This window comes from Amycolatopsis iheyensis (assembly GCF_024703995.1).
GTDB classification, from domain to species: domain Bacteria; phylum Actinomycetota; class Actinomycetes; order Mycobacteriales; family Pseudonocardiaceae; genus Amycolatopsis; species Amycolatopsis iheyensis.
The window spans coordinates 127,799-151,776 of sequence record NZ_JAMXQV010000002.1 but is presented as its reverse complement, the minus strand read 5'-3'; the positions used below and the strand labels follow the sequence as shown (position 1 = coordinate 151,776).

19 protein-coding genes and 1 tRNA gene are annotated in these 23,978 nt (G+C 70.5%); 11 read left to right on the top strand and 9 right to left on the bottom strand.

The window, feature by feature from the left end; translation table 11 throughout:
- Positions 1 to 42 precede the first annotated feature (42 nt).
- A tRNA-Pro gene (locus tag M8542_RS04440) sits at positions 43 to 116 on the top strand.
- A gap of 474 nt (positions 117 to 590) precedes the next feature.
- Here the strand turns inward: M8542_RS04440 and M8542_RS04435 are convergent.
- Positions 591 to 1,634: a hypothetical protein gene (locus M8542_RS04435; RefSeq protein ID WP_257918692.1), complete on the bottom strand. Its 1,044-nt coding sequence runs from the start codon at positions 1,632 to 1,634 to the stop codon at positions 591 to 593.
- Positions 1,635 to 2,051: 417 nt separating this feature from the next.
- Here M8542_RS04435 and fxsT point away from each other — a divergent pair, with 417 nt between their 5' ends.
- Together fxsT and M8542_RS04425 are read left to right on the top strand one after the other, a co-directional pair.
- Complete coding sequence (gene fxsT, locus M8542_RS04430) at positions 2,052 to 4,697, top strand: FxSxx-COOH system tetratricopeptide repeat protein (RefSeq protein ID WP_257918691.1); 2,646 nt, start codon at positions 2,052 to 2,054, stop codon at positions 4,695 to 4,697.
- Entirely contained in the window at positions 4,694 to 5,497 is an 804-nt protein-coding gene (locus M8542_RS04425; protein WP_257918690.1) for an SAM-dependent methyltransferase, read from the top strand. Before fxsT ends, M8542_RS04425 begins: the two co-directional genes overlap by 4 nt.
- On the opposite strand, the gene M8542_RS04420 is transcribed toward M8542_RS04425, so the two are convergent.
- The 3 genes from M8542_RS04420 to M8542_RS04410 form a co-directional block, all read right to left on the bottom strand.
- Positions 5,494 to 5,841, bottom strand: a complete 348-nt coding sequence (locus tag M8542_RS04420) for a ClpX C4-type zinc finger protein (RefSeq protein WP_257918689.1) — start codon at positions 5,839 to 5,841, stop codon at positions 5,494 to 5,496. The two genes, M8542_RS04425 and M8542_RS04420, sit on opposite strands and share 4 nt — an antisense overlap.
- Positions 5,842 to 5,868: 27 nt before the next feature.
- The gene (locus M8542_RS04415) at positions 5,869 to 6,255 is read right to left on the bottom strand and encodes a hypothetical protein (RefSeq protein WP_257919224.1); all 387 of its coding nucleotides are present in this window, start codon (positions 6,253 to 6,255) and stop codon (positions 5,869 to 5,871) included.
- A 91-nt stretch (positions 6,256 to 6,346) separates the two neighbouring features.
- Positions 6,347 to 7,174: a GDSL-type esterase/lipase family protein gene (locus tag M8542_RS04410; RefSeq protein ID WP_257919223.1), complete on the bottom strand. Its 828-nt coding sequence runs from the start codon at positions 7,172 to 7,174 to the stop codon at positions 6,347 to 6,349.
- A gap of 550 nt (positions 7,175 to 7,724) precedes the next feature.
- Here M8542_RS04410 and M8542_RS04405 point away from each other — a divergent pair.
- Complete coding sequence (locus M8542_RS04405; RefSeq protein WP_257918688.1) at positions 7,725 to 8,000, top strand: hypothetical protein; 276 nt, start codon at positions 7,725 to 7,727, stop codon at positions 7,998 to 8,000.
- Here M8542_RS04405 and M8542_RS04400 read toward each other — a convergent pair.
- The 3 genes from M8542_RS04400 to M8542_RS04390 all read right to left on the bottom strand — a co-directional run bounded on the left by M8542_RS04400 (position 7,997) and on the right by M8542_RS04390 (position 12,949).
- Positions 7,997 to 8,848 carry a GH25 family lysozyme gene (locus M8542_RS04400; protein ID WP_257918687.1) on the bottom strand — a complete coding sequence of 284 codons (852 nt, stop codon included), beginning with the start codon at positions 8,846 to 8,848 and terminating at the stop codon, positions 7,997 to 7,999. The two genes, M8542_RS04405 and M8542_RS04400, sit on opposite strands and share 4 nt — an antisense overlap.
- A gap of 91 nt (positions 8,849 to 8,939) precedes the next feature.
- Positions 8,940 to 10,388: a radical SAM protein gene (locus M8542_RS04395; protein WP_257918686.1), complete on the bottom strand. Its 1,449-nt coding sequence runs from the start codon at positions 10,386 to 10,388 to the stop codon at positions 8,940 to 8,942.
- Entirely contained in the window at positions 10,388 to 12,949 is a 2,562-nt protein-coding gene (locus M8542_RS04390; protein WP_257918685.1) for a glycosyltransferase, read from the bottom strand. Before M8542_RS04390 ends, M8542_RS04395 begins: the two co-directional genes overlap by 1 nt.
- Positions 12,950 to 13,065: 116 nt before the next feature.
- Between M8542_RS04390 and M8542_RS04385 the strand changes: the two genes are divergently transcribed.
- The 4 genes from M8542_RS04385 to M8542_RS04370 all read left to right on the top strand — a co-directional run bounded on the left by M8542_RS04385 (position 13,066) and on the right by M8542_RS04370 (position 16,599).
- A complete protein-coding gene (locus M8542_RS04385) occupies positions 13,066 to 14,160 on the top strand; it encodes a sensor histidine kinase (protein ID WP_257918684.1) in 1,095 nt (364 codons plus the stop codon).
- The gene (locus M8542_RS04380) at positions 14,157 to 14,801 is read left to right on the top strand and encodes a response regulator (RefSeq protein WP_257918683.1); all 645 of its coding nucleotides are present in this window, start codon (positions 14,157 to 14,159) and stop codon (positions 14,799 to 14,801) included. The genes M8542_RS04385 and M8542_RS04380 overlap by 4 nt, the downstream gene beginning before the upstream one ends.
- Positions 14,802 to 14,894: 93 nt before the next feature.
- Positions 14,895 to 15,284 carry a hypothetical protein gene (locus M8542_RS04375; RefSeq protein WP_257918682.1) on the top strand — a complete coding sequence of 130 codons (390 nt, stop codon included), beginning with the start codon at positions 14,895 to 14,897 and terminating at the stop codon, positions 15,282 to 15,284.
- 1 nt (position 15,285) lies between these two features.
- Positions 15,286 to 16,599, top strand: a complete 1,314-nt coding sequence (locus tag M8542_RS04370; RefSeq protein WP_257918681.1) for a DJ-1/PfpI family protein — start codon at positions 15,286 to 15,288, stop codon at positions 16,597 to 16,599.
- On the opposite strand, the gene M8542_RS04365 is transcribed toward M8542_RS04370, so the two are convergent.
- Positions 16,565 to 18,124, bottom strand: a complete 1,560-nt coding sequence (locus M8542_RS04365; RefSeq protein ID WP_257918680.1) for an alpha-L-arabinofuranosidase B — start codon at positions 18,122 to 18,124, stop codon at positions 16,565 to 16,567. The genes M8542_RS04370 and M8542_RS04365 overlap by 35 nt on opposite strands.
- Before the next feature lie 307 nt (positions 18,125 to 18,431).
- Between M8542_RS04365 and M8542_RS04360 the strand changes: the two genes are divergently transcribed.
- Both M8542_RS04360 and M8542_RS50265 read left to right on the top strand, forming a co-directional pair.
- Positions 18,432 to 21,857: a family 78 glycoside hydrolase catalytic domain gene (locus M8542_RS04360; protein WP_257918679.1), complete on the top strand. Its 3,426-nt coding sequence runs from the start codon at positions 18,432 to 18,434 to the stop codon at positions 21,855 to 21,857.
- A 57-nt stretch (positions 21,858 to 21,914) separates the two neighbouring features.
- Positions 21,915 to 22,067, top strand: a complete 153-nt coding sequence (locus tag M8542_RS50265; protein WP_308210237.1) for a hypothetical protein — start codon at positions 21,915 to 21,917, stop codon at positions 22,065 to 22,067.
- 130 nt (positions 22,068 to 22,197) lie between these two features.
- Here the strand turns inward: M8542_RS50265 and M8542_RS04350 are convergent, their stop codons facing one another.
- A complete protein-coding gene (locus tag M8542_RS04350; protein ID WP_257918677.1) occupies positions 22,198 to 22,542 on the bottom strand; it encodes a hypothetical protein in 345 nt (114 codons plus the stop codon).
- Between the two features lie 171 nt (positions 22,543 to 22,713).
- Between M8542_RS04350 and M8542_RS04345 the strand changes: the two genes are divergently transcribed.
- Positions 22,714 to 23,973: a cation:proton antiporter domain-containing protein gene (locus M8542_RS04345; protein ID WP_257918676.1), complete on the top strand. Its 1,260-nt coding sequence runs from the start codon at positions 22,714 to 22,716 to the stop codon at positions 23,971 to 23,973.
- The last annotated feature ends 5 nt before the right edge of the window (positions 23,974 to 23,978 follow it).

The window sequence follows — 23,978 nt, the reverse complement described above, 5'->3', positions numbered from 1 at the left end:
GGCGCGCTAGAGTACCTCTCACGCACTCAGCGAGTGCGGGTCCGGGCTGTGGCGCAGTTTGGTAGCGCACTTGACTGGGGGTCAAGGGGTCGCAGGTTCAAATCCTGTCAGCCCGACGGACAAGCCACCTTTACGCAGGTAGAGGTGGCTTTCGTCGTATCCGGGGCCGGTTCGGGCACCGAGAACCCCGGGGCATGTCACATACGTGTCACACGCTCCCGGGGTCCGGATCAAGGCGGCCCCTCCGGGGCCGCGCCGCTATCGGCCGGCACGCGCGGGGCCCGTTTCCGGCACCCACGCGACCGGCCGGCGGCTGCACCGGAGGCCGCAGCTCAAGAAGAAGAGAATGTCCTCGCCGGACGGGCAGGTCTCCGAGATAGCCGAGTCGAGCGTGGCGGTTGCGTCCGTGTGCGGCCAAACGGCATCTCGACGACCTCCCGGAGGGCTATCACGCCGCGTCAAGGGGGCAGCCGCGCAGGTCAGCGGCAGTCAAGTGGAACGTGCCCCCTTGACACAGCATGATCGGGCTGCGCCAGGTCGACGAGATGCCGAAAGGCCGCACACTTGATGCGCGAAAAGCAGTCACGGAACTAGTTCAGATCGAAAAGAAATCTATTGTCAGCCATCGCGAAGAATTGCTCTCGCGAGTAAATAAGCACCTTTGGCCTGTTAATAAAAAGCGTTGCCGCCTCTTCGAGAAGAATTCTAAACCTAGCAATTCGCGACATGCCTATTTCATGGTCTTCGATAACAGCAATCATAACAGGGGTAAAACTAGATGCATCATGAAGCCTGAGTCGCTCTAGTTCAATTGCACCCTTGACGCAATTTACCAGCCCGCTATAGTAGCGCCAAGATGAAGTCGATCGCATCAACCTGACGTCTATCGCAAATCCTTGCTTTGTGGCCGGATCAACCGCCACGGCATCTAGGTACACGAGTCGCTCCGGCCCGGCTTCCCCTGGCGTTTCGCCGCCAATCTGTGCACCATTGACGACGTAAGCCTCGCCAAATACTTGCGAGAGTTTCCGCATGAGCTCTCGCTCAACCGCAATGATTTCGTCCCGGACCGAACTTCGAGGAGCCGCATCTTCGCCATCAACAGACTCAATGGAAATTGCAGCACCATCACCCCTGGCCCCCGACTTCCCAGGGGCCGTCGAAGACTCGGAGTCGCCGCCAGAAGACGCGAGTCCGACAGCCTCCCCTTCGGTCGAGTCAGCAATAACTTCGTCTACAGCGCGCTCTCTTTCCTGCTCTCTCATTCGATTGGTTGCACGAAGCCCTTCAAGCTCCGCGGTCCCCTTCTCGACTTCTAGAGCGTCTTTCTGATCGAGAACTTTTTGCCTTTTCGCCCATCCGCAAAGGCCGAAAACTGCCAAGCCAATGCCGCCAGCGGCAAGAATCCCCAGCGCAAGCGGAGACCATTGAAGCACAAAGAGGATGATGCGTTGCTTTTGCTCGATTGCCGCGCGCCCAGTAGCGCTAGCTTGATTAAGCTTACTTTGCTCGATAAGCAAATCATTTTGAGCTTGAAGAAGAAATCCACCAACCGCTATAGCCGCAACAACGATGGCGACACCTAGTGTTGCTAGATACTTACGGAGGTGCCCCTGGTCTGTAGGCGGCAACACGACGACACCTCGCAGCTCGTAAAGTCAGCGTTAACGACGACACCCTAGCGTCTAGCCTCGTCACCGAGCTCGAACGCCACGCGCCAGCAAGCCGCTCCCCGACTAGTACCTCCTCCGACATGTCACATCCATGTCTCACCGCACCACCGAACGGCCGCCCGCGACGACCAATGACGACCACCTCTATGCAGGTCAGCGATCATGTCGACGTCCCCCACGCAGGTCGAGCCGAGGCTCGACTAGAGCAAGGGGTCGCAGGTTCAAATCCTGTCAGCCCGACGGACAAGCCACCTTTACGCAGGTAGAGGTGGCTTTCGTCGTCTCTGGCCCCGCCACGACACCGCGCCGTAACAGCCGTTCACCCTTGGCAGACTTGTTCCCAGTAGCCGCAGACAGACCGACGGGAACGGGGTGGCGATGGACAGCCGCGAAGCCGGGGACGACGACGGCCCCTCCATGCGCATCACCGGCAGCCAGGGCGTGCAGATCGGCGACGGCAACACCATGCACGTCCACCACCGCGTGCCCTGGGGTGATCTCTGGCCCCGGCGCACCGAGTCGGCGCGGCGCGTGTTCCTGAGCCACACCAGCGAATTACGCGACCTCCCCCACCCCAAGTCGTACGTCGAAGCGGCGGAGGCAGCCGTGGCGCGTGCTGGGGATGCCGTCGCCGACATGGCCTACTTCACCGCGCGGGACCTCAGCCCGGCGCAGGTTGACCGTGAGAAGCTCGCCGAAGCCGAGGTCTACGTTCTCATCGCCGGCTTTCACTATGGCTCCCTCGTCGACGGGCGCTCCGATCTCTCCTACACCGAGCAGGAGTTCCAGACCGCCACCAGCACCGGGCTTCCCCGGCTCGTCTTCCTCCTCGGCGACGACACCGAAGGCCCGCAAGCCCTCTTCCGGGACCTCCACCACGGCGCCCGCCAAGAGGCCTTCCGCCAGCGGCTACGGGCCGGCGGCCTCACCGTCTCGACCGTCAGCACTCCCGACCAGCTCGAGACCGCTCTGCTGCAGGCCTTGACCGAACTCCGGCGCCCCGAGCAGGTTTCCATGCCCGCCGGCGGGATCTGGCAGATTCCCGCCCGGACCGCGACCTTCACCGGCCGTGAGGACCTGCTCACCACCCTGCACGACGCCCTTCGCCGCGGACAGCCGGCCGTGGTTCAGGCCGTCCACGGGATGGGCGGGGTCGGCAAGACCACCACCGCCGTCGAATACGCCCACCGATACAGCCGGGACTACGACGTCGCCTGGTGGGTGCCGGCCGAAGACCCCGGCCTCGTCGCCGGGCGGCTCGCCGATCTTGCCCGGGCCCTCGACCTCGCCACCGACCAGGACTCGACGCGCACCGCGCTCGCCCGGCTGCTCGGTGCCCTGCGTGCGCGGAACCGCTGGCTCCTGATCTTCGACAACGCCGAAGACGCGGCCGCCCTGCAGCCGTTCCTCCCCGGCGGGGAAGGGCACGTGATCATCACCTCGCGCAATCCCGTCTGGACCGGGGTGGCCGCCGCGCTGCCGGTCCAGCAGTTCCTGCGTGCCGAGTCCGTGCAGCTCCTGCGCTCGCACCTGCCGGACATCGACGACCGCGACGCCGACCGTGTCGCCGAGGCGCTCGGCGACCTCCCGCTGGCCGTCGACCAAGCCGCTCGGCTCCTGTCGCTGGCCGGGTGGACGCCGGACACCTATCTGGCGCTCCTGGCCGAACGGGCCGAGGAGCTGCTCGACCGCCCAGGCTATCCGACTTCCGTGGCGGCGGCGTGGACGCTGTCCTTCGACCGGCTGGCCGAGGACCATCCCTCGGCTCTCCTCATCCTGACCTGCATGGCCTGGCTCGCCCCCGAGCCCGTCCCGCTGACGCTGCTCACCCAGCACCCCGAGCGGCTGCCCGGAGCGCTTGCCTCGATCGTGCGCGACCCGCTCGCGTTCTCCGACACCATGACGATCCTGCACACGCGCGGCATGCTCGAGGTCACGCCGACCACCGCGCAGCTGCACCGGGTTCCCGCCGCGCTGCTCCGTGCGCGTACCCAGCACGACACCGTCGCGGACGGCGAAAGCTGGCCCGTCACCGTCCTGCGCGTGCTCCAGGCCGGGCTTCCGGAAAACCCGTGGGAGAACCCGCCCTTGTGGCCGCTGTGGGCTCCGCTCTTGCCCCACTTGCGCACTGCGACCGACAGTTCACGAGATCTGCGCACCGTAGTCCCCGCACACTCTCGGCTGCTCCACGACACCGGCAACTATCTGCACAGCCGCGGCGACCTGCGCGGGGCGTTGCCGCTGCTGGAACGGAGTTACCACTTGTCAGCCGACACCAACGGCGCCGACCACCCCGACACCCTCGACTACGCGGGCGACTTCGCTGCCTGTTTGGAAGGCCTCGGTGAAGGCCATCGCGCCCACGACATCTACGAGGACACACTCGCGCGCTGCGTTCGCGTCCTCGGCGAAAGCCACCCGGAAACCCTCACGTGCGCCAACAACCTCGCCAACACGTTCAGCTCACTCGGAGACTACGAACGCGCTCGCGACCTCCACCAAAACACCCTTGACCGCCGCAAAGCCGTCTTCGGCGAAGACCACCCCCAGACACTCATCTCCGCGAGCAACCTCGCCACTACACTCAGCGCACTCGGAAATCGCGAAGGCGCTCGCGACCTCCACCAAATCACCCTCGACCGGCGCAAGACCGTCCTCGGCGAAGACCACCCCCAAACACTCGCATCCACGAGCAACCTCGCCGCCAGCTTGAACGCGCTCGGTCAGCACCAGCAGTCCCACGAGCTGCACCAGTACGCTTTCGCCCGCTTCAAAGACGTTCTGGGCGATGACCATCCCGACACCCTCACCGCGGCCTACTTCCTCGCGGTCGCTCTCTCCGCACTCGGCCGGCACCGACGGGCCCTCGAACTCCATCAAGACACCCTGGCTCGCCGGAAAATCGTCCTCGGCGACGACCATCCGCACACGCGGTATTCCGCCGCCCGCGTCGCGGCCGCTGTCGATCGACTCGGCTCCGGCGCTAAAGTGGCCCGAGCCGAAGTCGAGGGGGACTCATCGTGATCGAACAGGAAGGCGCCGACTGGATTCCGGCCGGGGCCGACATCTCGCGGCCCAGTGCCGCGCGGATCTATGACTTCCTGCTCGGCGGGGCGCACAACCTCGCCGCCGATCGGGCCGTTGCGCAGCAGCTCGAAGCCATCCAGCCGCAGGTTGCCACCGTTGCGCGGCGTAACCGGGCCTTTCTGCGGCGCGTTGTGCGGTTCATGCTCGAACAGGGCGTCCGGCAGTTCCTCGACCTCGGCTCCGGCATCCCCACCGTCGGCAACGTGCACGAAGTCGCCCAGGACGTCGACCGCGAAGCCAAAGTCGTGTACGTCGACTACGAACCCGTTGCCGTCGCGCACAGTCTCATGCTGCTCAAGGGCAACTCCCACGCCGCCGCTCTCGAAGCCGATGCCACCGATACCGAAGCCGTTCTCGGGGCCGATGTGACCAAGCGGCTTCTCGACCTCGACAAGCCCGTCGGGCTGCTCGCCATCACCCTCGGGCACTACCTGCCGGATGTCAGCGAGATCTTCAAGCACTACCGGGACGCCCTCGCGCCCGGGAGCTACCTCGCCCTCACGCACCTGACCAACGACTTCGCCGTCCTCAACGACCCGAAGATCGCCGAAACCATGCGGCAGACGCAGGATCACATCCTCCCGCGGACCGAAGCCGAGGTGCTTGCCCTCTTCGACGGGTTCGACCTCGTCGAACCCGGGCTGACCACCTCCGCGAACTGGCGGCCCGACCGGCTCGCCGCCGTCGTCGACCCCGAGGAAGACGGCCTCTACGCCGGCGTCGGCGTCAAGCGCTAGGCGAACCGCTCCCACGCCGACTGGCGGCTCATCCCCAGCGCCTCGCCGACCTGGGACCACGTCGCGCCCAGCGACCGCGCTTTGCCCACCCAGGCCGCCAGGTTCTCCTGGACCTGGGTCGTCGCCGCCGAGACCGGGGCCAGGTTCTGGAGCACCTGCTCGAGCGGGAGGTCGTGCTCCCACGGTGCGATCATCGGTGCGTCCGAAGGCTTTCCTTCGATCACCGACACGCACAGCCGGACGCACCCGTCGCAGATGAACACACCCGGGCCGCCCACCATGGTCTCCACCTCGGTGTTCGGCTTCGCGCAGAACGAACAGCGCGCGATCACGGCAGCGGGCATGGGATCCTCCTTGTGTCAGGCTGAACCTTACAGCCGTAAGGCGGAGCCTGACAAGAGGAAGGCCGAGGTCCAGTCGGCGAGCTCCGTCATCCGCGCGGCCAGCTCCTCGACCTCGGCCCAGCGGCGGTGCTCGCGCTCCAGGTCCGGCACCAGGAAGTCCTCCACCAGCAACAACAACGTGGCGATCTCGTAGGCGACGTCGGCCAGCCGCAGGAACGGCCGGTACTCGGCTTCGGCGCCCGTCCCGTTCCGCGCCGCCCAGTCCCGCGCGCCGTGGCCGGCCGTGCGGCACACCGACACCACGGTGCGCCGGAGGTCCTCGCGGCGGGACTGCGGGCGGCCTTCGGTCAGCGGGGCCACGTTCCAGGCCACCGACAGCAGGCAGCACCCCGCGTCGTCCATCGAGTCGTTCATCACGGGACGTACTCTGCGGACCCGCGGGCACAGTCCCGTCGTTCCGACTCGCGGGGTCACGCCATCGTGTGAAGAACCGGCCCGGATCGGGTCATCGAGCCCCGGTCAGCATCGGCACCGAGACGAAGTCCGCGAGCGCCTGCTGGCCGGCGACGTTGGCGTGGATGCCGTCGCCGTTGTCGTAGGCGGGCAGGATGCTGTTCGGCTTCAGCGGGTCCTTGAGCACCTGGTCGAAGTCGACGACGCCGGAGCACGTGCCGCCGCAGGAGCTCCACTGGGACACGAACAGCCCGATCTCGTGCCGGGCCAGGTTGGCGCGGTCGTCGTAGCCCGGCCGCGGCGTGCTCGGCGTGACGTAGACGGCGATCCCGGCGGCCCGCAGCCGCTGGAACACCGCGCGGTAGCTCGCCAGGATCGCCGGCCCGTCGCAGCCGTAGGCGAGGTCGTTGGTGCCGTAGTAGTAGATGACCGCGGTGACGCCGTGCAGCGCCAGGACGTCGCGGTCGAGGCGGCTCCCGGCGTCCAGGCCCGCGACCGACGGCGGCATCCCCGGGCACGACGGGGCGCTCGTCGTGCCCGACACGCCCGCGTTCGCCACCGCCAACGGGGCCGACGCGGCGACGATCCGCCGCGCCAGGTCATCGGTCCAGCGCTTGTCCGCGCCCAGCTGCGTGCAGCCCGGCCCGCAGTTGGTGCTGCCGATGCCGTCGACGACCGAGCTGCCGAACGGCACGACCGTGCCCTTCAACGCCGGGTTGTGCACGTCGACGGCGCTGACCACCAGTGTCGAGGAGACCGTCGAGGTGTAGGCCGCGCCGGAGGTGTCGGCGGCGTGGTCGCCCGAGCCCGCCGGGGTGAGGTAGTTGTCCCGCAGTCCCGCGCCGTGCCGCCCGAGCACCGCCGTGCCCTCGACCGCCATGCTCACGGCGAGGTTCGTGTCCGGCCGCGTCGCCAGGCGGGTTTCGTCGCTCCAGACCTCGCCGCCGGCCGGGATCGTGACGCCGCGGCGGCCGGCGAAGGTCAGCTCTCGTGGGCCCGAAACCGCGGCGCCGCTCGTGCTGAGACCCGCCGTGGCATGGCCGATGGTCAGCGGTCCGGTGCCGAAGGTGTTCTGGAGCCGCACGCGCACCGCGTCGCCGCCCTGGCTGAGGTGGGTGACCATCCGCACCGTCTGCGCCGACACCGGGGCGTCGGCCCGGCCGTCCTGCGACTGGGCCCACGAGGTGAACCAGGCTTTGCCGGCCCCCGCGGCGCCCGGGGCGGACACGACGACGGCCGCGGCTACGGAAACCGCGGCCAGCAGGGCGAATCTGCGCACGGTGCCTCCCTCGTCCACAAAGGACACCCGGGGTGACACCGTCGTCACCGCTTCTGACCGATCGTAGGCAGGCGCTCACAGCGCGACAAGCACGCCGAGGCGGACTGTCCGATCTTGTCAACGGCCGCGGATGCGAGTTCGATCGGGAGACATGACACTTCGAGGCCTCCCCCGCCCCGGCAAACCCGCACCGCGGCTGTTCGGCGAACCGCACGAGACCCCGGACGGCACCACGGTCATCACCGTCTCCGACCCGCCCGGCGTGTTCGCGATCCGGGACGGCGTGGCCAAGTGGGAGCCGGCGGTGAACGCGACGCTGGTCGCGGTCATCGCCGTGTCCACCGGGCTGGTCGCGGCCACCCTCGGCGCGCTCGCCGTGCTGCACCGGCCGCCGTGGCCGGACCTGCGCGGGTGGCCTCCCCGCTAGGCCTTGGCCGCCGCCTGGCCCTTCGCCAGCGACTGGACCCGGTCGAACGGGCCGTTGTAGTAGTTCTGGTCGCCCGGCAGGCCGCCGCCGCGGGCGAACTGCCAGATGCTCTGCTTGTCCCAGCCCGCCGGCAGCTCGCCGATCTCCGGGGCGTAGCGCGCCAGCCACAGCGGGTCGGTGTCGCCGAACCGGTCCGTGTTGCCCGTGCACAGCTTCCACCACGACGTGCTCGTGTAGATCAGCGCGCTGCGCTTCGCCTTCGCGAGGTAAGCGCGGGTGAAGTCGGCGATCCACGCCGTCATGTCGGCCTGGCTCTTGCCGTAGCAGGCGTCGCCGTACGGGTTGTACTCGATGTCCAGCGCGCCCGGCAGCGTCGTGCCGTCGGCGCTCCAGCCACCGCCGTGGGCGATGAAGTACTCGGCCTGCTCCGCGCCGCCCGAGACGTCCGGGCGGGCGAAGTGGTAGGCGCCGCGGATCATCCCGGACGCGTGCGCGCCGTTGTACTGCCCGATGAACTCGGGGTTGACGAAGCCGGTGCCTTCGCTCGCCTTGACGTAGGTGAACTTCGCGCCGGCGCCGGCCGCGGCGGGCCAGTCGACCGGGCCCTGGTGCCCGCTGACGTCGTGGCCGAGCGTCTGCCCGGCGACGTCGGCCCGGGCGGTGCCTTGGACGCCTTCGTGCAGCGCGATCTGGGTGCCGGCGAAGTTCGTGCCGGCGAGCGAGTAGTCGGGTGACGCGGCTTCGGCCGGGGTGACGACGACCGCGGACGCGAGCGCGGCGAGCACGCCCGCGCCCGCGAGCCGGGCCCGCCACCGCTGTTCGTCGTGTCCGGCAACGGTTCGGCTCATCGGGGCTCCGATCTCGGTACTGGCACGTTCGAAGCCCATGCTGCCTGCCCGTGTCGCTCCGCGCGAGCGATGTGTCACTCGATGTAGTGATCTATAGCTCGGTGGTGATGATCGCTTCGACGAGCACCTCCCCCACCGGGGTGAGGGCGACGACGCCTTCGCGCGGGCGCAGTTCGACGAGCCCGCGCGCGGCCAGCGACCGGAACTTCCCCAGCCACGGCTCCGCGAACAGCGACCGGCCGGGGAACCGCGTGCGGTGCAGGGCGTCCCGCAGCGGCTGCAAGGTCGTCAGGGCCATCTTCACCGCCCGCGCCTCCTGGGCTTCGGGGGTGAACCGGGTCGCCGAGCCCAGCGGGATCCGCCCGGCCGACACCGTTTCGGCGTACCGCTTCGAGTTGACGTCGGTGATCGCCTCCGACGCGCGGCAGCTCGACGACCCGCCGAGCCCGATCGCGACCTCGGCCTCCTGCCGGTCCTGGTCGACCATGATGGACTTCCACTTCTCCGGCCCGAGGCCGTCGCGCGCGAAGTACATCGTCGGGTGCTCGATGTAGCCCGCCGCGCGCAGGCCCTCGGTGAGCAGCTCCCGCATCTGGTACTGCTCACCGAGGGTGGGCCAGCGGTGCCCGTCGCGGACCAGCTTGTCCCGATAGGACGGCAGCTGCCAGGCGGCGGGCTTCTCCCCGGTGACGCCGGTGCGCGTGTCGCTGTAGGACGCCAGGTGCAGCTTGGTGCACACCACCGCCGTGACTTCGTTCGCCAGCACGACTTCGAGGTCACGGCGCACGCTGTCCAGGGTCTGGTCGAGCAGGCCGTACATCAGGTCGATGCTCACCCAGTCGAAGTCCAGCGCGCGGGCGTTGCGGACGAAGTCGACGCACATCGCCGCGCTGTGCTCGCGGCCGCACAGCTCGAGCACGTGGTCGTCGAACGACTGCACGCCGCTGGAGAGCTTGGTGCAGCCCAGCTCCCGCAGCAGCTCGAGCTTCGACGGCGTGAACGTGCTCGGGTCACCTTCGAACCGGACCGTCGTGTCCGCGGTGAACCCGAAGTGCGCCCGGTAGAAGTCCAGCAGCCGGCGGATCTCCGGCTCCGGCAGCAGCGACGGCGTGCCGCCGAAGACGTTGAACTCCCCCACCTCCGCGCCCGCCAGGTGCGGGACGGCGGCCAGCCACAGCCGCGCTTCGGCGATGTTGAGGTCGACCCAGTGCTTCGCCTTCTCGTACGCCACCTCGGGGTTGCCCTTGACCAGCACGACCGGGTACTGGCAGAAGCGGCAGCGGTAGGCGCACGTCGGGATGTAGGACCACAGGTGGATCGGGCCGGACGTCGCCAGCTGCGCGTCCAGGTCGCGCAGGAAGTCCTCGGGCGAGCCGGGGACGTTGCCCGGGAACACGTGCGCCCCGAACGGGTCCTCCTGCACGAAGTCGAGCAAGTGCCGGTTCTCCGGCGCCTCGAGGACGTCGAGCACCGCGGGCCGCGGCCACGCCGGGTCGATCGCGTGCAGCGAGCCGATCGCCTCTTCGTACGCGAGCGTCATCAGAACACGCCTCCGTTGCCGAAGTAGTTGTGGGCTTCTCCCGATTCGCGGTCTTCGCAGTAGTAGTGGACGAACTCCGCGAAGCGCTCCGGCGGCACCTCCGCCAGGCAGGGCGGCAGGGGCGGCGGGTACCCGATGTCCTCGCCGACGTGCCGCCGCAGGCACGCGAACAGCTCGTCGGCGAACTCGAAGTAGAGCCGGTACGACGGCGTCTTGTAGGCGTGGATCGGCGTGAAGTCGACGACGCGCGTCTCGTCGCGGATTTCGGCGATCCGCCGGGAGAGCCGGGCCGCGAGGTCCGGGCCGAAGAATGCGACGACCGCGTCATCCTCGAGGAGAGTGGGCGTCAGCAGCACCGGCAGGATGGTGTTCTTCGGCGTGAAGTCCTTGATCGAGAACTCCCACGCCTGCTTCGCCTCGGCCTCGCTCAGGTCCGAAGCGGCCGCGGGCGCCGACGGCCGGATGTCACGCATGACGATGATGCCGTCCGAGCCGTACGCCCGGCCGGCGATGACCTCGTCGATGGCGTGGTCGACGCGCCGCGGGTTGATCTCGACGCGCGACCGCGGCGCGTAGGTGATCGCGTCGCCGCCGCTGGCGACCTTGATCCCGAAGTCCCAGTCGTCGGAGAGGTGGCTGACGAACTTCCCGTCCCGCAGCTGGTAGAAGATCTCGATGCCGCCGGCGCGCTCGTAGGCGTCGCGCTCGACGGCGAAGCCCTTCCCGTCGGGAAAGCCGCCGAACAGGGCGAACGTGACCGCGCGGCAGCGCAAGGTCCGCTGGATCGCGTCCCACAGCCGCGGGCGGCCGGTGAAGTGGCCGGTGTTGTAGTAGTAGTCGCAGACGCCGATCGCGGCCTTGCTCTCCTCCATCGCGGTGAACAGCTCGCTCAGCCAGCCGGCGTCGACCCGGCAGTCGGCGTCGGCCGAGACCAGGTAGAACCGCTCCCCCGGGTCGCTGTCGGGCCGGTTCCGGCTGCGCGCCACGGCGAAGTCCATCCCCGCCCGCCGCGCGCACGACACGCCCTGCTCGGGCTCGTGGATCACGTGCAGGGCCAGCTCCGGGTGCGACGCCGCAAAAGCGCGAGCGACGGCCACGGTGTCGTCGGTCGAGTTGTTGTCGACGAGCACCACCTCGTACCGGCTCCGGTCGAGTCCGCGCTGGTCGTGCAGGGTCCGCAGCACTTCCGGCAGGTTCGCTGCCTCGTTGAACACCGGCAGCACGACGCTCAGCCGCGTGCCCGCGCCCATCGGCGGCGGGTAGAGCCGGTCGACCAGCTCGTCGACGACCTTCGTGCCGAACCGGGCCCGCCCGAGTTCGGAGTTCGCGCGCACCACGTCCGCTCGTTTCCCTTCGTCGGTGATCAGCTCGGCGACTTCGCGGGCGAACGCCGCGTCCGGCAGGTCGCGGGCCCGGATGTCCAGCACCGGCGCCTGAAAGCCGCCGTAAACGGCGTTGTACAGCTCGTACCCGCTGGTGATGTACGGCGTGCCGGACGCGATCGCTTCGCTGACCGGGTTGCCGTAGCTCTCGTAGTCGTAGGAGGTCAGGAAGGACACGACGGTCGCGTGCGCGAGGAGGTCCCGCACGGAGTACCGCCCGGGCACGGCCGTGTCGTACGGCGTCAGCCAGCCGCCGAACACGACGCGGTCCCGCACGCCGAGCCGGTCGGCGAGTGCGACCAGCCGAGCGTGCTCGGCCGGCGCCTCTTCGACGTCCCCGGCGACGAACAGCCACGCGTCCGGCAGCAGCGCCAGCAGGTGCAGGTCCCGGTCGACGCGCTTCTGCGGGATGATCCGCGTGATCCGCGCGAGCAGCGGCACCCCGGCGGGAATCCCGTGGTCGGCCCGGAACCCGGCGTTGCGCTCGTCGATCCGGGCGGGTGCGATGGTGAAGGCGTTGGGCAGGACGTCGATGCTCCGCAGGCCGGGAACCCACTCCAGGGTTTTCGCCAACGCCTGTTCGTGCAGCGCGAAGTAGTGGATGTGCGGGGAGTTCCGCGGCGCCGGCACGCCCGGGTACGGGAACCGGCCGTACTTGGCGATGCCCGGCTCGCTCTGCCACATCAGGTCGTGGTCGCGCCAGAACACGAACCGGCCCAGGCGATGCCGCGTGCCGTAGCGCTCGATCGCGCGGTAGAGCGCTTCGGTGTAGGTGATGTTCTCGGGCAGGGTGCCGTTCTCCACCATCACCATCGTCACGCCGAGGCGTTCCCAGGTCGCCACGATCCGGTCGGCCAGCGCGCCGGCGATCCGGTCGACTTCCGGGCGCAGCGCGGGGTTCCCGGCCTGGACGACCTCGGTCAGCGTCCGCTCGACGAACTCCCGGTCGTAGCCCCGGATCTCCTCGACGCCGTCGATCCGGTCGAGCGTGATCCAGTCCGGCAGCAGCCCGGCTTCGCCGCGGTACGGCCGGAAGAACGCGCCCTTGTCGGCCTTGATGTCGTAGCCCAGGTCGAGGTGGACGCGGCGGCCGCCGAGGCGGCCCGCGGTCTTGAGGAACTCGACCACCACACCGGACAGCGGAGTCGCGTCGAAGGAAACTCCCCAGAGCACTGACATCGATGTCGGACCCCCGTGTCGGCTTCGCCGTCTTATCCAGCCTAAGCGGCGCGCCGCCGGTCGGCCGCGTGAGCGAAGTGGTTGACCGGGCGGGCCGGACACCCCAGAGTGACCCCATGAACCGGGCCCTCGGGGTGCTGACCTGCGGCGCGTACCTCTCGATCGTGCTCGGGGTCCTCGGCTCCGGGGAGCCCGTGGCGTCCCTCGTGCTGGGCGCCGTGTTCAGCCTGCTCGCGACGGCGGGCTTCGGCTGGGTGCGGGCCCGCGGCCGGCTCGCGTGGCCGGCCGCCTACGTCACCGTCCAGCTGCCGCTGGCGTTCGTCACGTTCACCATCGACGCCGGGGTCGGGGCGACGCTGTTCCTCGTGGTGCTGGTCAGCCAGTGCGTGCTGCTGCGGCTGCCGCTGCCGGTGATCGCGCTGGTCATCGCCGTGGTGCCGCTGGTGCACCTCGGGATGTCGCTGGGCGCGGGCCTGCGGGAGGGCCTCGGCACCCTGGTTTCGGTGCTGTTCGCGGCCGTCATCACCGAACTGCTCCTGCGCGAACAGCGCTCGCGCGGCGAACTCGCCGAGGCGCACGAGAAGCTGCGCGACTACGCCACCCAGGCCGAGCGGCTCGCGACGGCCCAGGAGCGCAACCGGGTCGCGCGCGACATCCACGACGGGCTCGGGCACTCGCTCACCGTCGTCCAGATGCAGGTGAAGGCCGCCCGCGCGGTGCTGCCGACCGATCCCGGCAAGGCCGACGAGGTCCTGGGCAAGGCGCAGGAGCAGGCCGAGGAGGCGCTGGCCGAGGTGCGCCGCTCGGTGCGGGCGCTGCGTGAACCGCGGCCGATGCCACCGCTGCTCGAGGCGCTGAAAGCGCTGGCCGAAGAGATGTCGGCGGCCGGGGTGCCGGCCCGGCTGGCGGTGTCCGGCACCGAACGGCCGCTGGCGGAGGAGCCGCGCGAAGCGCTCTTCCGAGCGGCGCAAGAAGGCTTGACGAACGTCCGCAAGCACGCGGCCGCGAGCGCCGTCGAGGTGGTGCTGGACTACACGGCCACGGCGGTGCGGGTCGAGGTGCGCGACGACGGCGTCGGCACGGATGGTGCGCCGGCCACCGGTTTCGGCCTGGTCGGGCTGCGCGAACGCGCGCAGCACCTGGGTGGCGAGCTCGGCTTCACCTCGGCGCCGGGCGAGGGCAGCGCGCTGAGCATGGAGGTTCCGGGATGACGCCGGTCCGCGTCCTGCTCGTCGACGACCAAGCCCTCTTCCGCGAAGCCCTCGCCACCCTGCTCGCCACCAACGACGACATCACTGTCGTCGGTGAGGCGGGCAACGGCGACGAAGCGCTGAGCCGGGTCGCGGCCCTGAAGCCGGACGTCGTCCTGATGGACCTGCGGATGCCGGTGCTCGACGGCGTCGGCGCCACCCGGGCGCTGCGGCTCGCCCACCCGGACGTCCAGGTCATCGCGTTGACCACGTTCGACGACGACGAGGACGTCTTCGCTGCCCTGCGCGCCGGCGCGGTCGGGTACCTGCTCAAGGACGTCTCGTCCGCGCGGCTGATCGAAGCGGTGCTGGCGGCCGCGCGGGGTGAGTCGGTGCTGCAGCCCTCGGTCGCCGCGAAGGTCGTCGCGCGGTTCGCGCAGCTGTCCGAGCCCGCGCCGCAGCCGTTGGTGGCGCCGTTGTCCGAGCGCGAGCGGGACGTGCTGCGGCTGCTCGCCGACGGCCGCAGCAACCGGGAGATCGCCGCGAAGCTGTTCTTGGCCGAGGGCACGGTGAAGAACCACGTGACCAACGTGCTCGGCAAGCTCGGCGCGCGCGACCGCACCCAGGCCGCGCTGCGCGCCCGGGACCTCGGGCTGCTCTGACCCGCGGTCACATGACCCGGGTCATGACTTCCGGCACGTCCCGATCCGGCCGGCAGCCGGGATTCTCGTCCGGGTACCCACCTGGAGGGACTCATGACCACCACCGAAACCACCCGGACCACCACCCGCAAGCTCGCCCGGTTCACCGGCCACTACGTCGAGATGGTCGCCGCCATGCTCATCGGCATGGTCGCGCTCCACCCGCTGTGGCCCTCGGCCTGGCTCGAGCGCCCGGACGTCGACGCGATCGTGATGGCCACGAACATGACCGTCGCGATGACCGCGGCCATGCTGCTGCGGCGGCACTCCTGGCCGCGGATCGCCGAGATGGCGGCGGCGATGTACCTGCCGTTCGTGGTGCTGCTCGTGCCGTTCTGGCTCGACGCGCTCTCCGGCGACACGCTGATGGTCGCCGGGCACGTGCTCATGTTCCCGCTGATGCTGGCCGCCATGGTGTGGCGCCGCGCCGAGTACTGGCACTGACGTGAAGACCGTCTTGAAGTGGTTCGCGCTCGTCGTCGCCGTGCTCGCCGTGCCCGCGGTCGGCGCGACCGTCTCGGTGCTGTCGGCCTTCGGCGCCCTGTACGCCCCCGGCCCCGAGCGCGCCGTCCCCGCCGCGACGCCGTCGCCCTACGACCCGGCCAAGCCGACCGCGGTGGTCGTCGTCGGGGACGAGGGCGCCGTCGTCTCCGATGTCCTCGCGCCGTACGAGATCCTCGCCGACACCGGCCGGTTCAACGTCTACACCGTCACGGCGAAGCGCGAGCCGAAGCCGCTGACCGGCGGGCTCGACCTGGTCCCGGACCTCAGCTTCGCCGACCTCGCCGCCCGGCTCGGCCCCAAGGCGCCGGACCTCGTCGTCGTGCCCGCGCTGCCGGACGTCGGCGAGCCGAGCACCGAGTCGGTCAAGACCTGGCTGCGCGCCCAGGCCGCGAACGGCGCGAAGCTGCTGAGCGTCTGCAACGGCGCCGGGGTGCTCGCCTCGGCCGGGCTGCTCGACGGCCGGCCGGCCACCGCGCACTGGCTGAAGGTCGACACCTGGGCCGCGGACTACCCGGCCGTGCACTGGGTGCGGGGACAGCGCTTCGTCGACGACGGCGACGTCGTCACCACGGCCGGCATCCTGTCCGGCGTCGACGGGACGCTGCACTGGGTCGAGCGCCTCGCCGGCCGCGAGGTGGCGGCCGAGACCGCGAAGACGATCGGCTGGCGGCGCTACGGCACCACGGTCCCGGTGACCCCGGCGGCCGGGATGCCGGACGCGGTCGCCATCGTCAACGGCGCCTTCCGCTGGGCGCCCGACGAGATCGGCGTGCTGCTGGCGAGCGGCGTCGGCGAGCTCGAGCTCGCGTCCGTCTTCGACACCCAGGGCCAGTCGCTCACCTCGCGCACCCTGGCCCTGAGCGCGGACGGCGCGCCGATCCGGTCGCGGCACGGGCTGACCTTCGTCCCCCGCGCGAGCCTGGCCGGCGCGCCGGACCTCGACCGGTTGCTCGTGCCCGGTGCGACGCGTGGGGTCACGCCGTCGCCCGGCCTGCCGGCTCCGGAGTACGTCCACGACCGGCCCGGATTCGCCTACGACACCGCCGTGAGCGCGCTCGCGCGCAGCACGGACGTCGCGACCGCGCGGTGGACGGCGAAGGCGCTGGAGCTGCCCACCGACGGTGTCGTGTTCGAAGGCCGGGCCTGGCCGTGGCTGCCGACGGCGTTGCCGCTCGCCCTGGTCCTGCTGGGCGTGGCCGCCATCGTCGTCGTGCGCCGGGTCAGGGCGCCCAGGGCTGAGCGACGACCCAGCTGACGTCGTCGTTGTACGACCCGGCGGCGTCCCACGCGTGGGCGCCGCCGGTGTCGGCGATGTAGACGGTGTTGTCGTAGTGGCGCAGGTACTTGCCGGAGTAGTTGTACGACCGGAACGACGAGCCCTGCCCGTTCTTCCCGGCGACCGGGCAGAACGTCGCGTCGGCGCGGAACGCCGCGCTGCCGTCCATCGGCTGCCGGAACACCTGGAAGTCGAAGTGGCGCAGGAAGTCCCCGGGGTAGTTGCGGGACTCGAACGACACGCAGGAGGCGTTCGCGAGGCCGCGCCGGACGATCCAGGTGGCGTCACTCTTGTCCAAAGTGGAGCTGACCGGCGAGATCACCGCGTTGTTGTTCCGGTGGCGGAGGTAGTCACTCGTGCAGCACGCGGTGGTCGCGCGCAGGGAGATCTCCGAGCCGGGGTTCAGCGTCCCGGTGGCGCCGGTCGGGCCGCCGTACCCGACGGAGACGACGTTCGACTGGACCGCGTTGTCCGCCGCGTCGCTCGGCAGCCCGGCGGTCATCACGCCTTCGAAGAACGACCCGATCGAGCCGTTGCTGTTGTCGCCGCCGGTGCCGAGGACGATCGCGCCCTCCTGGTGCATCGGCGAGTAGCCGGCCCGCGTCGGCTCCGGGCCGGAGTAGGTCGTCCGCAGGCCGCCGGACTGGGCGTTGCCGTCCTTGAGCGCGAAGAAGTTCTGGCCGTTGTTCTTCAGCAACGCGGTGACGAACGGCGCGGTGATGCCGGTGTTCGAGGAGTTCTGGCTCCCGCCGGCGCTCGACTGGAACAGCCCGTTCTCCAGGTCGGCCTGCACCCACGGGCCGGCGCCGTAGCAGGGCTGGAACCAGCACTCGGTGCCGAAGTTGAGGGCGTCCATGTGGCCGTTGCCGGTGTCCTGGTTGTTCGTCTCGGCGTTGCCGTAGTCGAAGCAGCAGGCGCCGTTCACGTGCGTGCCGGAGGTGATCATGTACATGCCCTCGGGCTGGCCGTTGCGCGCGACGCCCGTCGTGGTGTTGTCGCGGTAGCCCATCCGGCCGGAGAACGAGGCGCCGTAGACCTGGTGGCCGCCGGCCGTCACCGGGAGCGCGTCCGCGGGGACGCCGGTGTCCTGGCCGCCCGCGCCGCCGGGACCTTCGATCGTCAGGTCGTTGTGCCGCGGCGACTGGTCGTAGATCTCGGTGATCAGGCAGGTCGTCCCGGCGCAGAAGGAGTCCTGGGCGGCGGCGTTGGCGTAGCCGCCCGCGGCGAGCAGGCCGATGTTGCTCTTCGCGCCGTCGGAGGCGCGCTGGACCTGGTACAGCGCCCCGTTGTACGCGCCGTAGAGGGCTCGGGTGGTGCTGTGCGCGCCGACGCACGGCGTCCCCGCCGCGCCGTAGATGTCACACGGCAGCGAGGCCGCCGCCGACGCGGACGACGCCGTCGTGACGCTCGCGAGCACGACCACCGCGGTTCCGGCGAGGGAAAGCAGCGATTTTCGCCACTTACTGTTAGCGCTAACATTCTTTCGGACACTGACCCGGGCCATAAAAGCCTCCATGGGGGAACCGAGGGTGTGAGCGTTACCAGGGCGGAATGATCCCCCGCGACCCCGCCCTCGTCAACGTTCCGATTCGCGGGCAAACCGGACAGAACGCACCGCTCGTCCCAGCGCCGGAAGATCATTCCCACGTCACCTAAAACGATTTATGAATCGGCCGATCGTCGAAGCGATTCACCAGCCCGGCGTCCCGGTGGAGTATTGCCAACGTGTGTTCCTGTCATTACAGTCACTTAACACGCACTATTGAAACGTTTAAATATGTCGCCCCATCCCCGCCCCAAGGGAGCCCTGCATGCTGCCCTCGAAGCTCTGGCGCGCGACCACCACGACGCTCGCCGCGATCCTGGTCCTTTCAGCCGCGTCGGTTCCCCCGGCCGGCGCCGCGCCACCGGTCGAGCTGACCGGCGCGCACTGGATCTGGTACCCGGAAGGCGCCACCCCCGCCGCCACCCGGTACTTCCGCACCACGTTCACCGTGCCCGCCGCCGCGGTCAGCGACGCGCGGTTCGTCGTCACCGGCGACGACACCGCCGACGTCTGGCTCAACGGCAAGCCCCTGGCCTCGTCCGCCCGCACGCAGGACTCGTGGCGCACGGCGTTGTCGGTCGACCTGCGGCCCGCCCTCGTGCCCGGGGCCAACACCCTCGCCGTCGCCGTCCGCAACTCCGGCGGCGCCGCCGGGCTGCTCGGGCGGCTGCGGGTGACGACCGCGTCGGGCACCACCGACCTGACCACCGGCCCGGGCTGGAAGAGCGCGACCACCGCGGCGGAAGGCTGGGAGCAGCCCGGCTTCGCCGACGGGACGTGGGCCGCCGCCGCGGACCTCGGCGCCTACGGCACCGGGCCGTGGGGTGACCGGGTCGTCACGCCGAGCCCTTCGGCGAAGACACCGCTCTCGGTCGCGAGCGCGACGGTCGGGCAGCGGGTGAACCCGATCGGCGTCGACCAGCCCCGGTTCGGCTGGAAACTCGCGTCTTCGGCGGCGCAGCAACGGCAGTCGGCGTACCAGGTCGTGGTGTCCGCGGCCGGCAAGGACGTCTGGGACAGCGGCCGCGTGACCTCGGCGCAGCAAGCCGACGTCGCTTACGGCGGCCCCGCGCTGACGTCGCTGACCGCGTACACCTGGAAGGTCCGGGTCTGGGACGGCGAGGGCCGGCAGAGTGGCTGGAGTGCCGTGCAGCGCTTCGAAACCGCGTTGCGCGACCCGGGCGCCGAGTGGACCGGCGCGTTCCTCGGCCGGGCCACCGCGGGCCCGGACCTGGCCGGGGCGAGCTGGGTCTGGTACCCGGAAGGCGATCCGGCCGGCGGTGTCCCGCCGTCGACCCGCTTCTTCCGCAAGACCGTCGACCTCGCCGCGGCGCCGGCCAGGGCCACGCTCGTGGTCACCGGCGACGACACCGCCACCGTGTGGGTCAACGGCACGAAGGTCAGTGACTCCCCGCGCGTGACCGACTCGTGGAAGACCGCCGCCGTCGTCGAGGTCGGCGGCCTCCTGAAGGCCGGCGCGAACACCATCGCGGTCAGCGCGGAGAACACCACCCAGAGCCCGGCCGGGATGATCGCGAAGCTGACCGTCCCGGGTGGCCCGGCCGTGGTCACCGACGGCTCGTGGAAGGCGGACCGGAGCGGGCCGGACGGCTGGCAGCGCACCGGGTTCGACGACAGCTCGTGGCCCGCGGCCCAGGCGGTGGCCGCCTACGGCACCGGACCGTGGGGCGCGAACGTCGCTGTCAGCGCCCCCGCTCCCCTGCTGCGCAAGAGCTTCACCGTCTCGAAGCCGGTCGCGAGCGCGCGCCTGCTGACCACCGCACTCGGCCTGCAGGAGACCCACCTCAACGGGGCCAAGGTCGGCGGCGAGGTCCTCGAGCCCGGCTGGACCGACTACGCCAAGCGCGTCCAGTACCGCGTCTCCGACGTCACCAAGCAGATCCGCGGCGGCGAGAACGTCCTCGGCGCGCTGGTCGGCAACGGCTGGTACGCCGGCAGCATCGGCATCGCCGGCAGCCAGAAGTACGGGACCGAGCCGTGGTATTCGGCGCAGCTGAAGCTCACGTTCACCGACGGGACGTCGACCACCGTCGCGACCGACACCACGTGGAAGGCCGGCGACGGCGCGATCCGCGCCGACGACCTCTACCAGGGTGAGACGTACGACGCGCGGCTCGCGAGCGGCTGGGACCGGCCCGGCTTCGACGACTGCGGGTGGGCGGCGCCGCGGGTGAAGTCCGGCGCCAAGCCGAACCTGGTGTCCCAAGTGGACAACGGCGTCACGGTGCAGCAGGAGTTCGAGCCGGTGTCGTGGACGCAGCCGAAGCCGGGCGTGTGGGTCGCGGACCTGGGCCAGAACTTCAGCGGCTGGAACCGGCTTTCGGTGACCGGCCCGGCCGGCACCACGGTCACCATGCGCCACGCCGAGGTGCTCAACCCCGACGGCACGATCTACACGACGAACCTCCGGGCGGCGCAGGCCACCGACCGGTTCACCCTCGCCGGCACCGGGAGCGCCGAGACGTACGAACCGCGGTTCACCGTGCACGGCTACCGGTACGTCGAGCTGACCGGGCTGCCGTCGGCGCCGACCGCGGCGACGTTGACCGGGCGTGCGATGTGGACCTCCGGCGCGCAGACCGGCACCTTCACGTCGTCGAACGCGCTGGTGAACCAGCTGCAGCACAACATCCTGTGGGGTGAGCGCTCGAACATGCTGTCGGTGCCGAGCGACTGCCCGCAGCGCGACGAGCGGCTCGGCTGGACCGGGGACATCGGGATCTTCGCCGGCACGTCGACGTTCAACCTCGACGTCGCGAACTTCCTCGGCAAGTTCAGCGACGACCTGGTCGACGCGCAACACGACGACGGGTCGTTCACCGACGTCGCGCCGGGTGTGCTGAGCGGTTCGGGCACCGCGGGCTGGGGTGACGCGGGCGTCATCGTGCCCTACACCCTGTGGCAGCGCTACGGCGACACCGGCGTGATCGACGAGCACTTCGCCGCGATGGTGAAGTGGGTCGAGTACCTGCGCTCGACGTCGGGCGCCGACCTGATCCGCGACCACCAGACCTACGGCGACTGGCTCAACGTCAACGACAACACCGCGCAGGACCTGATCTCGACGGCGTTCTTCGCGTGGTCGTCACGGCTGGTGTCGCGGATGGCCGCGGCCACCGGGCACACCACCGAGGCCACGAAGTACGGGACGTTGGCCGACCAGGTCGGGGCGGCGTTCACTTCGCGCTTTTCGCAGGCCGACGGCACGGTGGGTGCGGGTTCTCAGGCGGGCTACGTGCTGGCGCTGGCGTTCGGGCTGCTGCCGGCTTCACGGGTGCAGCCGGCGGCGGACAAGCTGGCGGCTCGGGTCGCGGCGGCCGGTGGGCACCTGAGCGTCGGGTTCCTCGGTGTGGAGAACCTGCTGCCGGTGCTGGCCGCGCACGGCCACGCCGACGTCGCGTACCAGGTGCTGCTGCAGCCGGGCTTCCCCGGCTGGGGCTACATGATCGGCCACGGCGCGACGACGATCTGGGAGCGCTGGGACGGCATCAAGCCCGACGGCTCGTTCAACGACCCGGGCATGAACTCGTTCAACCACTACGGTCTCGGCTCGGTGGGCGACTTCCTCTACCGCTCGGTGGGCGGGCTCTCCCCGGCGTCCCCCGGATACGCGGCACTGCGCATCGCGCCGCAGCCGGGTGGCGGGTTGACGTCGGCGAAGTCGGCGTAGGAGACGCCGTACGGCAACGCGGTCAGCGACTGGTCCGTCTCGGGCGGCCAGCTGACGTTGCGGGTGACGGTCCCGGTCGGCGCTTCGGCCACGGTGCAGGTGCCGACGTCCCAGCCGGGCTCGGTCGCCGCGCCGGCGCAGGCGGTGCCGTCGGGCGCGGGGACGTACTTCGTGCCCGCGGGTTCGTACGTGTTCACGGCTCGGGCGTGACCAGCTGACTGCGCCCCAATGTGGCCTTGGTTGCGTCTGACGCACCCAATGTGGCCTTCGGTGCGTCTCACGCACCGAAGGCCACATTGGGGCGCTTCAACTGCGGTCGCGGGTTTTCCTCGAACTGACGTCAGTGACGCAGCGCGACGTTGAGCACGTCGCCCGCGTGGTCCAGGCAGTCCGCGCAGATCACCGCGTCCCGCGCGGCGCAGTCGACGCGCAGCAGCGGGCGGCGCAGGCCCAGGAACGTCCGCCGCTCCCGGCGGCCGCAGAACTCGCACACCGCGGCCAGCGGCGAGGTCACCGCCGCCAGCACGTCGCCGCCGGTGGTTTCGCGGTCCGCGCCGTCGCCGACCACCCGCAGCCCGGTCCGCACGCACTCCAGGCAGATCGGCCCGGCCTTGCCGGGGACCCGCGGGCCGCGGACCGTGCCGCAGAACCGGCAGGGCCGACCGGCCCCGTTCGCCGCCGTCACGCCGCCTCCTCGCCGGTTTCACCGCGCGCACCACCGGGAACTCCGGGCGCGGCGCACCTCCTGGCCACGCTACGCGCATCGACGGGGGACAGCGCAGCGGCGGCACCCGGTTCACGCTCGGCCGGCACCCGCGCGCCCGAGTGGCGAGGCACGAGCGGGTGGGAGGAACCTTTGTCGTCGTTGACGGTGCTGTTCGGTGTGGCGGGCCTGCTCGCCCTGGCCGCGGCGATCGTGCCGAAACTGGTCGCCGACCGGCCGTTTTCGGTGCCGCTGGTGATGCTGGTCGCCGGGATCGTGCTCGGCCTGTTGCCCCTGCCCGCCCCCTACGGCAACGGCTGGAGCGACCCCGCGTCGCACCTGCACGGCGTCGAGTCGTTCACCCAGCTGGGCATTCTCGTCGCGCTCGCCGGGGCCGGCCTGTCGGTCGACCGCCCGTTCGGCCCGAAGCGCTGGGGCTCGACGTGGCGGCTGCTCGCGCTGACCATGCCGTTGTCGATCCTCGCCATCGCCGCGCTCGGGTACTGGTGGCTCGCGCTCGCGCCGGGGGTGGCGCTGCTGCTCGCCTCGGCGCTGGCACCCACGGACCCGGTGCTGGCGGGCGACATCGGCGTCCCGCACCCGGACGTCGAGCCGGAACTGGCCAGGGACAACGAAATCCGCTTCACGCTGACCACCGAGGCCGGGCTCAACGACGGCCTGACCATGCCGTTCGTCCTGCTCGGGCTGGCGCTGGCGGGCAGCGAGCCGGAGCTGGACGTCGGCTGGGTGCTGGTGGACCTGCTGCTGCCGCTCGCGGTCGGCGTCGTGCTCGGCCTGCTCACCGGGCGGCTGCTCGGCTGGGCGATCTTCCGGACGTCGTCGGACCGGCTGCGGCTGGCCGAGTACGGGGACGGGCTGGTGCTGCTCTCCCTGGCCTTCCTGCCCTACGCGCTGGCGGAAGTCGCCCACGGGAACGGGTTCGTCGCCGTGTTCGTCGCGGCGGTGTGCGTGCGTGCCCAGGAGCGTTCGCACGACTACCACGGCGTCCTGCACGCCTTCGGCCACCAGCTGGAACGGCTGTTCGTCCCGCTCGCGCTGCTGGGGCTCGGGCTCGCCATCGGCGACGGGCTGCTGCGCGGTCTGCGGCCACTCGAAGTGGTGATCGCGGTCGTCGCGGTGCTGGTGGTGCGGCCGCTGGTCGGCTGGGTGTCCCTGCTCGGCTCGTCGGCAGGCAGACCGGCGACGCTGGCGATCGCGTTCTTCGGCGTCCGCGGGATCGGGACGCTGTACTACCTCGCCTACGCGCTCAACCGGCTGCCGGTGCCGCAGCAGGACGTGCTTTGGCGGGTCGGCGCCCTGGCTGTCGCCGCGTCGGTGCTGGTCCACGGCATCCTCGCGGAGCCGGCCATCCAGCGGATCGAACGGATGGGCGGCCACCTGCCCGCCCACTGACCCCC